The 15,080-nt window shown below is 73.5% G+C and carries 6 protein-coding genes; 4 read left to right on the top strand and 2 right to left on the bottom strand.

What is annotated here, in order from left to right; all coding sequences use genetic code 11:
* Window positions 1-159 precede the first annotated feature (159 nt).
* Window positions 160-1,002 carry a methyltransferase domain-containing protein gene (locus tag ABZ783_RS30940; protein ID WP_357444394.1) on the bottom strand — a complete coding sequence of 281 codons (843 nt, stop codon included), beginning with the start codon at window positions 1,000-1,002 and terminating at the stop codon, window positions 160-162.
* Window positions 1,003-1,109: 107 nt separating this feature from the next.
* Window positions 1,110-2,576: a choice-of-anchor M domain-containing protein gene (locus ABZ783_RS30935; RefSeq protein ID WP_357444391.1), complete on the bottom strand. Its 1,467-nt coding sequence runs from the start codon at window positions 2,574-2,576 to the stop codon at window positions 1,110-1,112.
* A gap of 250 nt (window positions 2,577-2,826) precedes the next feature.
* On the opposite strand from ABZ783_RS30935, the gene ABZ783_RS30930 reads away from it, so the two are divergent.
* From ABZ783_RS30930 to ABZ783_RS30915, 4 genes are all read left to right on the top strand, one after another.
* Entirely contained in the window at window positions 2,827-3,480 is a 654-nt protein-coding gene (locus ABZ783_RS30930) for a choice-of-anchor M domain-containing protein (RefSeq protein WP_357444388.1), read from the top strand.
* Between the two features lie 48 nt (window positions 3,481-3,528).
* Window positions 3,529-4,176, top strand: a complete 648-nt coding sequence (locus ABZ783_RS30925) for a choice-of-anchor M domain-containing protein (protein WP_357444385.1) — start codon at window positions 3,529-3,531, stop codon at window positions 4,174-4,176.
* A 327-nt stretch (window positions 4,177-4,503) separates the two neighbouring features.
* Entirely contained in the window at window positions 4,504-8,487 is a 3,984-nt protein-coding gene (locus ABZ783_RS30920) for an amino acid adenylation domain-containing protein (RefSeq protein WP_357444382.1), read from the top strand.
* Complete coding sequence (locus tag ABZ783_RS30915; protein ID WP_357444379.1) at window positions 8,484-15,077, top strand: SDR family NAD(P)-dependent oxidoreductase; 6,594 nt, start codon at window positions 8,484-8,486, stop codon at window positions 15,075-15,077. The genes ABZ783_RS30920 and ABZ783_RS30915 overlap by 4 nt, the downstream gene beginning before the upstream one ends.
* Window positions 15,078-15,080 lie beyond the last annotated feature (3 nt).

Here is a 15,080-nt window from a genome sequence, read left to right as displayed (position 1 = left end):
GCACGGTGTCGGTCGGCAGAGCTCCAGGTGCCGGCCGACGCCGAGCCGGGGCTGCCGATCCCGCCACCCGACGCTGCAGAGCAGGTGTTCGTGGTGGAACTGCCCGCTACGTGCATGGATCGGGGGGTTCGGGTTCGCGGGAGCGAAGTCCGCAGCGAGTCACTGGGCGGCGCGTACGCCGAAGGCGAACCGGACGGTCGTGGTCAGCACCAGGTCTCCGCCGACGCGGGTCAGGACCCGGCTGGCGTCGGCGAGCGCGGCGGGAAGCCGCTCGGTCGGAATCCGTTCCAGCAGGGCACGAGCCCCATGCGACCAGGCCCACGTCATCCAGTGCTCGACGTCGCGGAACTGGCTGCGGAAGGTCGCCTCCTCAACCGTGACCCGTCGGTAGCCCGCGGTTTCCAGCAGCGCGGCGGTTGACTCCGGCGTGGCGAAGAGGCCCTCCTGGGCCGCCGTCGGCGACTGACGTTCTCCGTCGGGCAGGTGCTGCGCCAGAACGCGCAGTGCGTCGGTGAACCGGAGGTCGTGGGCGGCGAACGTGGTGAATCCGACCCGCCCGCCTGGGCGGAGCAGACGCCGATACGCGCGCAACGCCTCAAGGGGCGCGGGGAGCAGGAACAGCACAAGGCCCGCGAGCACCGCGTCCCAGGCGGTCTCGGGCAGCGGTGGGGCCTCGGCGTCGGCAACCTCCACCTGCACCTGCGTGAGGCCGGCAGCCCTGGCCTCGGCTCGGGTGAGCTCGACCATCCGCGGAGCCAGGTCGATGCCGATCGCCCTGCCTGTCGGCCCCACGGCCGCCGCCGCTGGGAGCAGGACGGCGCCGCGCCCGCAGCCCACGTCGACGACGCGCTGCCCGGGGCGCAGGTCGGCTCGGCGTACCAGCTCACGTCCCATCGGACCGAAGAACTCGACGCCGACCCGGTCGTAGGTTGCGGCGCCGCGGTCGAACATCTCCGCCATGGCTGCCTTCATCCGTCTCGCCTCGCTGGAGGTGAGGTTCACCTCAGGTCTCCTCGTACGGTTGTTGCCTTCGCTTCCGGAACCCACGTTAGTTTCGCCGTCTCGGCGGCCCCGGACTTCGCCGAAGCCGCCGAGACGGCGTAATGGATCTAGATGGCGGTCAGGGTCAACGTCGCGGTGTACTGGCCCGCGCCGGTATCGGTGGGCAGTTCCAGGTTGAGCCCGGCACCGAGTCGGGCTGTGCCCCGTCCGGCACCGACCGGTGCGGAGCCGAGCACGCTGCTGGCGGCCAGACCGTTGCCGGAGGCGAAGCCGGGCTTGACCTCCTGGCCCGCCGCCACACCCTGACCGTTTGCCTGTGCCAGCACGGTGGGTGCCCAGCCGAGGTACTTACCGCCCACCCGGGTGGCCCCGGAGGTGAAGTCACTCAACCGGCCGGCGACATTCCAGCCGGGCGCGCCCGGTCGGGTGTCGGTCACCGTGACAGGGCGCAGCTCACCGCTGCTCTGCCACCGGTCGCCAGCCGTGGACAGCACGGCCGCCGGCAGCGTCACTGTCCGGTCGTTGGGGTCCACGCTGACGACCAACGCCCCCTGTGTCCCGTCGATGGTGACCGTGATCGTCTGCGACGGTGCCGGCGAGGCGGCATCGTCGACGTTCAGGGTCGCCGGACCGCTCTCCGCGACCACCACCTCACCGTCGCGGTACAGCCGGACCAGGTACTGGCAGTCGTCCAGCTGGTTTGTGGCGGTGAACGAGTACGCCGCCGAGGTCTCGCCCGGCACCGCGGTGAACTCCTCCGTGCCTGGGCACTTGCTGAACCAGCGGTACCGGTTCAGGTCGCTGGTGGGGGTCTGGACCGCGGTCAGCGTCACGGTCGCGCCGGGAGCGTACGCCGGCTGCAGGCCCTGGATCGACAGCTGCACCTGCGGGTCGGGATCCGGCAGGTCGCCCACCACGAACCGGTACGCCACCGGACCGGTGGACACCTGCCGCCCGTCGGTGAGCGTGGCGTCGGCGCGGAACGTCAACGTGTAGCTTCCCAGTGCCCCGAACACCCAGTTGGCGTGGGCGTGCGTGCCGACCGGCACGTCGATCGCATCCGGCAGACCATCGTCGCTGCGGAACTTGATCAGCGGCTGCCCGACCGGGTCGGTCATGAACACCGAGACGCGGCCCGGTCCGGAGACGTCCACCAGGCTCAGGCTGACCTTCTCACCCCGGAACACCCCGGTCGGCAGCCGGGTGGTGTTCCACCCTGGCCATAACAGGTTCGGATCCTGCGTCATCGGCAGCAGCCACACCGTCGAGCCAGCCGGCCCGAGAAACGCGTACTCCGGCAGATCCGGCACCTCGACCGCAGCCTGCGGCAACACCTGGAACGCCACGTCCCCGGGGTCCCGGCTGACCGACGGCTGCACGGTGTCGTCGTGCACCTTCAACACCAACCGACCGTCCGCATAGTGCACGTCGACCGCATCGACGTGGCCCGCGGACAGCACCACATTTTCCTGAGCCGAAGCGGGGCCGGAGACGGCCACCACCAGGCCGCCGACGGTTGCGATGACCGTGCCGGCGGCGGCGGCGGCGAGGCGCTTCAGTCTTCTCGCCCTCATTTCCCTCCCTCCAAAACATAAAATGAAAACCGATGTCAGATACGCGGGGGAAGCTAGCACGGCCTCATCGCCATGTCGAGACAGCTGGACCGGCATGCGGCCCAGGCGTTCCACATACGCCTACGTGACGGGTCAGCTCGTCACCTCTGTCCTGTGTCGCGGGCGGGACGACACGCTTGACAGCTTCATGGAAACGATTATCGTTTCCAACTGCCTGCGACGTGGTGTCGCGGGCGTGAGGAGGAGTTGCATGCGAGCCAGGATGTCGGCACTGACCGCCGTCACGGCGGCGATGACCGCCGGCGTACTGGCCTGGGCCGCACCCGCCCAGGCCAGTACCGTGGTTCTGTCCCAGGGGCACGTCGACGCGGTTGACGTCGCCTTCGAGAACGGCGCGCTCGAGATCTCGGTCCACGACGAGACCGTCGACCCGGACGTGGAGCGCGACCCGGCCGACGTGGTGTTCGTCGTCAAGCCTGGGGCGGCCATGACCGTGCCGGACGACCCGAGGTACGCGTTCCTCGGCGCTCCCGGCGCCACCGTCCACGTCCTCCCCGAGGTCCAAGACGAGAACCTGCTGTGGCCCGGCCTCGCCACGGAAGAACTGCAGTCGGGCGTCTTCGCTAGCGACAGCATCCAGATCAGGGTCACCAGAGTCATCGGTCCGGACGGGTTCAGCCTGTTCACCACCGACCCGGTGGGCGCGCCGAACGTGCTGGTCGACAGCGAGGACGGCCTGCCCGACGCGATCACCAGGCCAGTCGGCAGTCACCTGCACGCCAACTGGGCGTTCGAGAAGGCCGGCACCTACCGCATCAAGGTCGAAGCGACCGGAATCCTGGCCGCCACCGGCAAGCGGGTGACCTCAGCAGCGGCGTGGCTCACCTTCCAGGTCCAGTGCTGACCCGCACCACCAACCCAGCTTTCAGCCGGTAGAACGGAGAAACAGATCATGAGGCTTGCCAAGCGGCTGCTGGCGGTCACCGCCGCCGTCACCGCCACTGTCCTCGGCCTGGCCGCCGCACCGGCGTCCGCCGCCACCATCGAGACCGGGCACATCGACGTCCTTGACCTCGACTACGCCAACGGTTCGCTCACCCTCGACATCAGGACGTACAGCCCCGCCAACGACGACCTCTCCCCGGCGGCCACGACCCTGCGGCTGCCGTCGAGCTCCGCCATCACGGTGCCGAGCGGATCCGCCTGGAACTGCCTCGGAACGGCCGGCTCCACCGTCTACGTCGCCCCGCAAGCCGAGAACACCAACCTGCTGTGGGCCGGCTGGAACACCGAGGACGTGCCCGCGGACCAGGGACCGATCAAGATGGAACTGGTCAGCGTATCCTCGGTCCCCGCCGGCGGCCGATTCACCCTCTACACCACCAACGCCTTCGGCACCCCCAGCTACCGGCTCAACTCCAACACCGCCACCGGCTGCCCGATCTCCGCCTGGCCGGGGGGCATCAGCGCCGGCACGCACGCCCACGGCAACTGGGCGTTCTCAGCACTGGGCACCTACACGCTGACGTTCAAGGCCACCACGCAGGGCGGCTCCGGGGTCGCCAGCCCCACCGTCAGCTACACCATCCAGGTCGGCTGACACCGTAACCATTCCCGCGGCCCCCGACCGTCCATCAGGACCCGGTCGGGGGCCGTGGGCAACGTGACGGTCTGTCGACGGCGACCCTGTCCAACTGGTTCAGCGATGCCATGCCGGTGCTGGCTCCGGCGCTCTACCTGCTCGGCGGCTGAGATCTCCTCCGGCTTGCTCCTGGCGCAGTACGGACTCGCCGTTCACCTCCTCTTCGATTCCGGTTGGGCAGCGCACTCTCATCGCCCCCTTGTGGCCTCGCCGATGCCGCTACTGGAAATAGTTTTCGTTTTCGTGTTCTAATGCTTGCCCGAAGCCGCCCGGAGAGGGAGACGTATGACCCAGCCGTACCGGCCAGCCGAGTGCCTGGAGGCCGTGAGCGCCTGCCTGGCGGAGGTGCTCGATCTCGACCCGCTGCAGGTGCAGCCCGAGGTGCTGCTCACCGAGCTGGGCCTGGAGTCGTTCACGGCCGTGCGGCTGCGGCGCCGGCTGCGCGAGGATCTCGACGCCGACCTGCCGCTGACCGTCTTCCTGGACGGGGCGACACCGCGCACGGTCGCGGCCGCGGTGGAGTCGGCGCGCCTGCAGGCCACCGACACGATCCCAAGCGTGCCGGCGCAGGAAAACGCCTCCGCCGACCCCGGACGCGAGGCGTTCCCCCTCACCGCGGTCCAGGCCGCCTATCTGGTGGGCCGAGATCCGTCCTTTCCGTTGGGCGGCGTCGCGACCTTCTTCTACTTCGAGTACGACCGGCAGCCCGCCGACGATCCGGAACTGGACGTGCTGCGGCTGGAAGCGGGGTGGAACCGGCTGATCGCCCGTCATCCCATGCTGCGGATGGTGGTCGACGCCGACGCGCGGCAACACATCCTGCCCGCGGCGCCGCCCTACCGCATCGCCGTCGTCGACCTGCGCGCCTGCGACGACGATGACCTCGCCGGTGAGCTTGCCCGGCTGCGGCACCAGTGCTCTCACCAGCTACGGCCCGTTGAGGTGTGGCCGCTGTTCGATGTGCGGGCGGCGCTGCTGCCGGACGGGCGGACTCGCCTGTTCCTGGGGATGGACATCATCGCGCTGGACATGGCGAGCTGGATGCGGCTGATGCGCGAGTGGGGGCAGCTCACCGCTGATCCCGACGCGGACCTGCCGGAGGCGTCCACCACGTTCGCGGCGGTGCTGGCCCGCCGCGACCACGATCCGGCTGAGACGGCGCGGCGGTCCACGGATCACGCCTACTGGTCGCAGCGGGTGCCGGCCCTGCCGCCCGGGCCGGCCCTGCCATGGGCGAGGCCCGCCGTCGACCTCGGCGTTCCGCGCTTCACCCGGTACGCCGCCGAGCTGACCGACCAGCAGTGGGCGGCCCTGCGGCGCCACGCTGCGGCCCGTGGCCTGTCCGCGACCGCAGTGCTGCTGGCCGCATGCGCGCTGGTACTGCACCGCTGGGGCACCACCGCGCCGTTCTGCCTGAACACCACGCTGTTCGACCGGCCCGACGATGCCGACCTCGACGCGGTCGTGGGCGACTTCACCACCACGGTGCTGAGCGAGTCCCCGGCCCTCGACCTCACCGCATGGGACGGGTTCGGCTCGTACGCCGCCGTGGTGAACCGCCGGTTCTGGACGGACCTGGACCACCGCTCCGTTTCCGCCGTCGAGGTGCTGCGCGAGCATCGCGACGGCGACCTCACCCCGGCCTACCCGGTGGTGTTCACCAGCGGTGTGGGTCTGGGCGGCGACGGCGAGGCACCGACCGCCTGGCTCGGGCGGGAGGTATTCGGGGTGTCGCAGACCCCGCAGGTGCTCATCGACCACATCGTGTGGGACGAGGCCGACCGCCTGCGGATCGCCTGGGACACCGTCGACGGCTGCCTGCCCGACGGCTTCGCCGCCGCGATGCGCGATGCGCACCTGCGCCTCCTGAGGCGTCTCGCCGACGATGAGGCCGCCTGGTCCGACCCGGCGCTCGGGTGGGACCCGTCGTTCCTGCCGGACGAGCCGATGGACTGTGCACCGTTCGGCGACGCGGGACCGCTGATCGACGACCCGCTGCGGTCAGCCGCCGCGCTGGCGCCGGACGCGGTCGCGCTGATCGGCGACGGTGGCCCGGTGACGCACGGCGACCTTGCGGCGCGCGCCGGGCGCAGCGCCGCAGCGCTGACCGGCCTGGGTATCGGGCCCGGCGATCTGGTGGCGGTGGCGGCACCCAAGGGAGCGGCCCAGGTCGCCGCCATCCTCGGTGTCACGGCCAGCGGCGCCGGCTACGTCCCGGTGGAGCCGACCTGGCCGGCGCCCCGCATCGCCTCGGTATGTAGCCAGGCCGGCATCCGGCACGCCCTGGTGGTCGGCGACCCGGCGCCGGCGTGGCCGCGGGAGGTGCGGGTGCACCAACTGCAGCCGGACGGCACCCTGCCGGCGCCGCAGGTCGACGGGTCCGACCGCCGCCGGGCGGCACCGGACGATCTGGCGTACACCATCTTCACCTCCGGCTCGACGGGGCGACCCAAGGGCGTCGCGGTGGAGCACCGGCAGGCCCGCACCACCCTGGACGACCTGGCCGACCGGTTCCCGCTGGCCGCCGGCGACCGGGTCCTGGCGCTGTCGGCGATGAGCTTCGACCTGTCGGTGTACGACGTGTTCGCCATCCTCGGCGCCGGCGCGGCGATGGTGTTGCCGGATCCGGCCCGGCAACGCGACCCGGGCCACTGGCTGGGCCTGATGCAGCGCCACCGGGTCACCGTGTGGAACACCGCCCCGGCGCTGCTGGAGATGCTCGTCGAGTACGCCGAGATCGACCCGGACGCGGCCAGGGCCGCGCTGTCGGCGCTGCGGCTGGTGCTGCTGTCCGGTGACTGGATCCCGGTCACCCTGCCCGACCGGCTGCGGGCCCTGGCCCCCGGGGCGCAGGTGGTCAGCCTCGGCGGCGCCACCGAAGGCTCGATCTGGTCGATCTGCTACCCGATCGGGCAGGTCGACCCGTCCTGGCCGAGCATCCCGTACGGGCGCGCACTGCGCGGCCAGTCGTTCCACATCCTCGACGACAGCGGCCGGCCATGCCCCGTCGGGCAGGCCGGGGAGCTGTACATCGGCGGTGACGGAGTGGCCCGCGGCTACATCGGCGACCCGGAACAGACCGCACACCGCTTCTCCACCCACCCGGTGCTGCGCCGCCGCGTCTACCGCACCGGCGACCTCGGCCGGTGGCGGCCCGAAGGCACCATCGAGTTCCTCGGCCGGGTCGACCGGCAGGTCAAGATCCGCGGTCACCGCATCGAGCTGGGCGAGATCGAATCCGTGCTCGACCGGGCACCCGGCGTGCGGCAGTGCGTGGCCCGCTCCGTGCCCGGCCCGGATGGCCGTCCCCGCCTGGTCGTCTACGTCGCGGCCGCCGATCCGAACACCGCGCCCGGCGATGAGGAGCTGGTGGCCCGGCTGCGGGCCAGCCTGCCGGACTACATGCTGCCGAGCCGGTTCGTCCGCCTGGCCGCGCTGCCGGTGACCGAGAACGGCAAGGTCGACCACGCCGCCCTGCCGAACCCGTACGAGACTGCTCCGTCCCCGCCTGCTGCCGTCGCGACCGGCCCGGCCGGGGCCGCTGAGACTCCACGTGCGCCGCAGCCTGCCGCCGACCGGTTGCCGGCGTTGCTGCAGCATGCCGTGCGCCTGGGTCTACAGCTGCGCGTCACCGTGCACCCGGGACGCCTCGACCCCGCCGCAGCCCTGGCGGCGGCGGCCGCCCTGGCGGCCGTCGGCCCGCTGCCCCTCGCCGACGGGTACGAGATGACTCCCCGCCTGACCGACGACGCGCTGCTCGAGCTCACCGTCACCGCCCGTTCGGCGCCGCCGGCCATCGACGACACGGCGATGGAGCCGTCGCTCGCGGCGTCCGCCTCCGCGGTCGCCCCCGGGATTGCCGATCTGCCGGACCCGGAGCTGGAGCGAGGCATCGCCGCCGTTCTCAGCGACCTGCTGGGCACGCCGGTCGACGTCACCACCCCATTCTTCCGGCTCGGCGCCACCTCGCTGACCCTCGTTCGCGCCCACCGCAGGCTGGCCGCCGAGGTCGACGGCGACCTGGCGGTGGTCGACCTGTTCACCCATCCCACGGTGCGCGACCTGGCACGTCACCTCACCGCCCGACGGTCCGTCGGCGCACCCACCGCCGCCGGAAGCCAGGACCTTCCCGCGTTGGTCGCCGCCACCGGTCCCCTGGAGGCCAGCACCCACTCCCCTGCCGGCGAACCGCCGCAGCCGCCCGTCGTAGCGCCGCGGCCGGCAGGCCGGCGGCAGGCTCGGGCCGTCGCGGCGGAGGCCGCCCGATGACCGGCGGGCAGATCGCCGTCACCGCCGCGTCCTGCCGGTTTCCTGGCGCGGCCGACGTCGACGCCTTCTGGCGGCTGCTCGTCGACGGCCGCGAAGGGCTGACCCGGTTCACCGACGAAGAGCTGGCCGAACGCGGTGTGCCGCGGCGGCTGCGCCGCGACCCGGGTTACGTGCCGGTCGGTGGGCTGATCGAGGGGCAAGAGCTGTTCGACCCGGCGCCGTTCGGGCTCACCGACGCCGAGGCCGCGCTGCTCGACCCGCAGCAGCGGCTGTTCCTGGAGTGCTGCTGGCAGGCCCTGGAGCAGGCCGGGCACGGCGGGGGCCGCGACGCCGGTGCGGTCGCCGTGTTCGCCGGCGCGGCGCACAGCGCGTACCTGACCAGCAACCTCGCCGGCCGATGGGACCCCACGGGCGGCGGCGCCGACCCGGGCGGCAGCCTGCAGACCGCGATCAGCACCCACACCGACTACCTGCCGCTGCAGGTCGCGTACCGGCTCAACCTGACCGGGCCGGCGATCGCGGTCAACACCACCTGCTCCACCTCCCTGGTCGCGGTGCACCTGGCCGCGCAGTCGCTGCTGGCCGAGGAGTGCGACACCGCGCTCGCCGGCGGGGTGTCGCTGATCGTGCCGCAGGGCCGCGGCTACCGGCACGTCCCGGACGGGATCTTCTCCGCCGACGGGCGGGTCCGCCCGTTCTCCGCCCGCGGCTCCGGCATCGTCTACAGCCAGGGCGTCGGTGTGGTGGTGCTGCGGCGGCTGGCCGACGCTCTCGCCGACGGCGACCCGGTGCTCGCGGTGCTGCACGGCAGCGCGGTCAACAACGACGGCGCGGACAAGGCCGGCTTCACCGCCCCGTCGGTGCGCGGGCAGGCCCGCGTCGTGGCCGAGGCCCTCGCGGTCGCCGGTGTCGAGCCACGCCAGGTCGGTTACGTGGAGGCGCACGGCACCGCCACCCGGCTCGGCGACCCCGTCGAGGTGGAGGCGCTACGGCGGGTTTTCGGCGCCGACGGGCCGGCCTGGTGCGGGCTCGGCTCGGTGAAGGGCAACATCGGCCACGCCAACTCCGCCGCCGGCATCGCGTCGTTCATCAAGACCGTGCTGGCCCGTCGTCACGGGATCGTGCCGGAATCGCTGCACGCCAAGCCGGTCAACGACCTGCTCGGCCTGGACGGCTCCCCGTTCGACGTCGTCACCGAGACCCGGCCGTGGTCGGCCGCGCCGTACGCCGGGGTCAGCTCCTTCGGCATCGGCGGCACCAACTGCCATCTGGTGCTCGGCCCGGCACCCCAGCAGCCACCGTCCACCCCGGACGCGCGGCCGCAGCTGCTCGTCGCATCCGGCCACACCCCGCAGGCGGCCGCCGCCGCGAGGGACGCGCTGGCCGCGGTGCCGGCCGACGAACGGCTGGCCGACGTCGCGTACACGCTGCAGGTGGGCCGCGCGCACGGCCCGCACCGGGTGGCCGGCGTGGCGGCCGTCGGGCACCGGCGACGGATGCCGGCGCCGGTGGCCGCCGCGACGCGGCCACCCCGGCTGGTGTTCGCCTTCCCCGGCGCCGGCAGCGCGTTCGCCGGCATGGGTGGGCAGCTCTACGAGCAGGAACCCGTCTTCGCCGCCGCCATCGACACCTGCGCCGACCTGCTCGCCGGCGAGCTCGACGCCGACGTACGCGCGGCGCTGCACCCGGCCACCGATCCGGCACGGCTGGCCGACGCCGCGTTCGGGTTGCCGGCGCTGTTCGCCGTCTCCGTCGCCACCGCCCGACTGCTCGACAGCTGGGGTGTGCGACCGGACGTGGTGCTGGGCCACAGCGTCGGCGAATACGCTGCCGCCGTCGCCGCGGGGGTGTTGAGCCTGCCTGAGGCCGCCCGCCTGGTCGCTGTGCGGTGCACGCATGTGGCTCGGTCGGCCGGTGGCGGGGCGATGCTGGCGGTGCCGCTGCCCGCCCACGAGGTGACGGGGCTGCTCGCCGGGCACCCGGCGCTCGACCTGGCGGTGGTCAACGCGCCGGACGCGTGCGTCGTTGCCGGCCCGGCGGCGCCACTGCAGGCGCTGGAGGAGGCGCTGCAGGCCGACGGCATCGCGGTGACCCGGCTGCGGGTGTCCGCCGGGCTGCACTCCCGGCTGGTCGAGCCGGCTCTGCCGGCGCTGTGTGCGGCGGCCGACACGGTCCGCCCGCGCCGGCCACGCATCGAGTACGCGTCGACCGTCACCGGTGCCCTCGCCGACGCCGAGCTGACCGACCCCGGCTACTGGGTGCGGCAGCTGCGCCAACCGGTCAGGTTCTCCGAGGCGCTCCGTGCCGCCGTCGGCGACGCACCGGCCGTGCTGGTGCAGGCCGGGCCGGGTGCCGCGCTGGTGACCCTCGCCCGACGGCACGGGTTGGCCGCCCTGCGCGACGCGTTCGCGACGCTGCCCGCCGACGAGCCGGGCACCGACGCGGTCACCCTGCGGGAGGCGGTCGGCGGCCTGTGGTGCCACGGCACCCCGGTCGACTTCGCCGCCCTGCACCTGCCGGGCCGCCACCGGGTCACCGCGCCCGGGTACGCCTTCCAACGCCGACGCCTGTGGATCGACCCGGTGGACACCAGCAGCATCGCCGGTGCCGGCCGGCCCGACACCGACGAGCCGCTGCTCGTGCCGGTCTGGCACCAACAGCCCCCGGCGCCAGCCGCGCCGCGGCTGCCCGGTAACTGGCTCGTCGTGCCCGGCGTCGACCAGCGGCTCGCCCGGGCGGTCGTCGACGCTGTCCGCGCCGCCGGTGGCGCGGCCCGCACCTGCGACGCCGACAGTGACTTCGCGGCCCAGGAGGAGCCGGCGTGGGCCGGACTGATCGTCCTACCCGGCGCGCCGGTCGCCGAGGATGTCGCCGATGCCGATGCCGGTGCGGGCGCCGGCATCGGTTCCGCGGCGGCCGACGTGGACCGGGCCGCCACGCTGGCCGGCCAGCTCGCCGCAGCCCCGGTCCCGCTGCTCGTCCAGGTCACCCGCAACGCCGTCGCGGTCCTGCCGGCTGAACGGCCGGATCCCGGCGGCGCCGCGGCCCGCGTGCTGCCACGCGTCATCGCCCAGGAGCGGCGCGGGCTGCGGTGGCGCACCATCGACATCAGCGGCGACGACAGCACCGAGATGGTCGCGGTCCACGTGGTCGCCGAGGTGGCGGGTCTCGCCGACGGTACCGGGTCGGGCGTCGAGGTGGCTGTCCGCGGCGAGCAACGCTGGCGGCGCACCGTTGTGTCGTGGCGCCCAACAGCCGGGAACTTCTCCGAAGCCGCCGCAGCGACCGCGGTGATCGTCGGCGGGCTCGGCGAGGTCGGCCTGACCATCGCCGGTCACCTCGCCGGCGCCGGCCACCGCGTGGTGCTCACCTCCCGGCACGGCGAACCGCCGCCGGACAGCGACCGAGGCCGGGCGCTGACCGCGCTGCGCGACGGCGGTGCCGACGTCACGGTGCGCCGGCTCGACGTCACCGACGCGGCCGCCACCGCCGCCCTGCTCGCGGAGCTGTCCGACCGAGGGCCGCTGGCGCTGCTGGTGCACGCCGCCGCGGCAGCCGGCGACGACCGGTGGGTGATGCTGCGCGACACCGCACCCGCCGACATCACCCGGCACCTCGCGCCCAAGCTGACCGGCGCAGGCGTCCTGCGCGACGCCGTAGCCGCGCTGCCGGACGAGCGGCGCCCCGGGCTGGTGCTGCTGATGTCCTCTGCGGCCACCATGCTCGGCGGCGTCGGCACCGGCCCGTACGCGGCGGCCAACGCCGCCATGGAAGCGTTCGCCCACACCGCCGCCACCGGACGGACCCGGTGGCTGGCGGTGGCGTGGGACGGCTGGCGCACCAGCGCCCACGGCGAAGACGCCGCCGTCACGCTGACGAGCACGCTGGACGCCGCTGGCGGCCTCGCCGCCCTCGACCGGCTCCGCGGCGCGATCACCGCACCACCAGTGGTGGTGGTGTCCCACCGCGACCTGGTCACGGCGATGGCCGATGCGGCCCGGGCCGGCGCGCAGGCCGCGCCGGTCGCATCGGTCGCGTCGGCGGAATCTGCGCTGACGGCGGTCGAACGCGCGGTCGCCGACGTGTGGGCGCGGTTGACGGGCAGCCCGGTCGACAGCCCGACGGCCGACTTCTTCGCCCTCGGCGGCCACTCCCTGCTGGCGACGCGGATGCTCGCCGAGCTGCGCGACCGGTTCGGTGTCGACCTGCGCCTGCGTGACCTGCTCGACCACCCGACCGTCGCTGGACTGGCCGCGCTGCTGAAGCCGGCCGCCGGTGTCCCGGCAGCCGAACCCGCAGCGGCAGCGCTGCCGTCGCCGGCTGGTCCATCGGGCGTCGATGCGGAGGGCACGTTCCCGCTGACCCGGGTGCAGCATGCCTACTGGGTCGGCCGCGCCGGCGGCTACCGGTGGGGCGACCGGCCCTGCCACTTCTACCTGGAGTACGACTGCCCGAACCTTGACCTCGACCGCTACCAGCAGGCGTGGCGGCAGGTAATCGACCGGCACCCGATGCTGCGGGCCGTCGTCACCACCCAGGGCCGCATGCGCGTCCTCGACCACCTGCCCGCCTACCGCATCCGGGTCCATGACCTGACCGGCGCCGACGATGAGTACCGGCAGCGCCGGCTGGCCACGCTGCGCGAGCGGATCTCCACCCGGCCTGGCCCGCCGGAGACGTGGCCGCTGTTCACCGTGCAGGCCGCCCGCCTGCCCGACGGGCAGGTCCGGCTGTTCATCGGCGTCGACGTGCTGATCTGCGACGCGTCGAGCTGGTGGCTGATCGACCGGGAGCTGCACGCCTTCTACACCGACCCGCACGCCCCGCTGCCGGCACCAGTGGTGCACCCCGCCGCCTGTGTGGCGGCGCTCGAGGCCCGCCGCGCCGGCCCGGCCGCGACAAAGGCCGCCGCGTACTGGCGGCAGCGGCTGCCCGGCCTTCCACCGGCGCCGGCCCTGCCGGTAGCCGAGCACACCGCCGCCCGGTTCGTGCGCCGGACCGCGCGGCTGTCCCCGACCCGGTGGCGGGCGCTGCAACGGCACGCCGCGCAGCACCGGCTCACGCCGAACGCGGTGTTGCTGGCCGCCTACGCCGATGCCCTGCAGGAGTGGTCCGGCAATGACCGGTTCAGCCTCATGCTCACCCTGTTCGACCGGCCGGACGACCTGCCCGGCGCGGGTGCGGTCGTCGGTGACTTCACCTCCCTGATCGTGCACGAGGTGGACCGGCGCGCACCGGCGCCGTTCGACGAGCGGGCCGCCGCAGCGCAGCAGCGGCTGTTCGCCGACCTGGACCACCGCGAGTTCTCCGCGCTGGACGCCCTGGCCGAACGCTCCGCCGCCGGAGGACAGCTCGCGTCGGTGCCGGTGGTGTTCACCAGCGCCCTCGGTGTGGCCGACATGATCGGCGAGGACCACGACCTGCAGTGGGCCGGCCGGCAGGTGTACGGGGTCAGCCAGACCCCGCAGACCCTGCTCGACCATCAGGTCCTCGAACAGGGCGGCGAGCTGTGGCTGCAGTGGGACGCCCTCGAACCGGTCCTCGACCCCGACCAGGTCCAGGCGGCGTTCGACGCCTACACCACCGCGCTGACCCGCCTGGCCGACGACGCGGACGCCTGGACCGACCAGCCGGCCGCCGGCTCCCGCACGCCGGCACCTCAGCCAGCCGCGTACCGGCCGGCGCCGGTCGAGCTGCCGGACGTCGCGCTGCCGATCCGCGCCGGCACCGGCGCGCACACGCTGTTCCTGATGCACCCGTCCGGCGGGGACATCCTGTGCTACACCGAGCTGGCCCGACTGCTCGACGAGCGGGTGAACGTGCTGGCGCTGACCGACCCGGCCCTGGTCGGCGCGGCAGCGCCGGACACCATCGCCGACCTCGCCGCGCTGTACCTGGCCGTGGTGCGGCGGGTGCAGCCGGCCGGGCCGTACCTGATCGGCGGCTGGTCGATGGGCGGCAGCGTCGCCCAGGAGATGGCCCGCCAGGCCCACGCCGACGGCATCCCGGTGCCACTGCTGGTCATGGTGGATTCCAACGACCCGACCTACATCCGCCCGATTTCCGGCACGCCGCCGCAGGTGCAGGCCGACCTGGTCGTCCGCCACCTCGGCGCGCTGGAGGCCTATCTCGGCATCGACCTGGACAGCACCCGCCCCGGCCTGCGGGACCGGCTGGCCGCCGCCACCGAGGACAACCGATACGGCCACGCCGAACAGCAGCTACGCGCCCACCGACTGCTCGGCCGCGGCGAGCAGGTCCGGGACCGGCTGGCGGTCCTCGACCGTCACCTGCGGGCCCTGGCCGCCCACGGGCCTTCCCGTCTCGACACTGCCGGCACCACCACCCTGCTGGTACGCGCGGCGCAGCCGGCGCCGCGCAACTCCGGCATCGGCATGGGCGTCGACGACACCCCACGCGGCGAAGCCGGCCTCGGCTGGACCCGGCACCTGACCGGTCCGCTGCGCGTCGTCGGCGTCGACGCCCACCACTACTCGGTGCTGCGCCGACCCGCGGTCGCCGCCGTCGCCGACGCGATCAACGACGCACTTCACCCGCACCTGTCCACGAACAACGACATCCGATCCTGAAGG

Origin of the sequence: Micromonospora sp. NPDC047738 (assembly GCF_040642675.1) — a bacterium.
In the GTDB taxonomy this organism is placed as follows: domain Bacteria; phylum Actinomycetota; class Actinomycetes; order Mycobacteriales; family Micromonosporaceae; genus Micromonospora.
The sequence above is the reverse complement of the archived record's forward strand: the minus strand, read 5'-3'. Positions and strand labels throughout refer to the sequence as shown.

Bases quoted from the DNA above. Each gene is read 5' to 3' on its own strand.
- ABZ783_RS30935 (WP_357444391.1), bottom strand. From the start codon at position 2,576: ATGAGGGCGAGAAGACTGAAGCGCCTCGCCGCCGCCGCCGCCGGCACG.
- ABZ783_RS30930 (WP_357444388.1), top strand. From the start codon at position 2,827: ATGCGAGCCAGGATGTCGGCACTGACCGCCGTCACGGCGGCGATGACC.
- ABZ783_RS30925 (WP_357444385.1), top strand. From the start codon at position 3,529: ATGAGGCTTGCCAAGCGGCTGCTGGCGGTCACCGCCGCCGTCACCGCC.
- ABZ783_RS30920 (WP_357444382.1), top strand. From the start codon at position 4,504: ATGACCCAGCCGTACCGGCCAGCCGAGTGCCTGGAGGCCGTGAGCGCC.
- ABZ783_RS30915 (WP_357444379.1), top strand. From the start codon at position 8,484: ATGACCGGCGGGCAGATCGCCGTCACCGCCGCGTCCTGCCGGTTTCCT.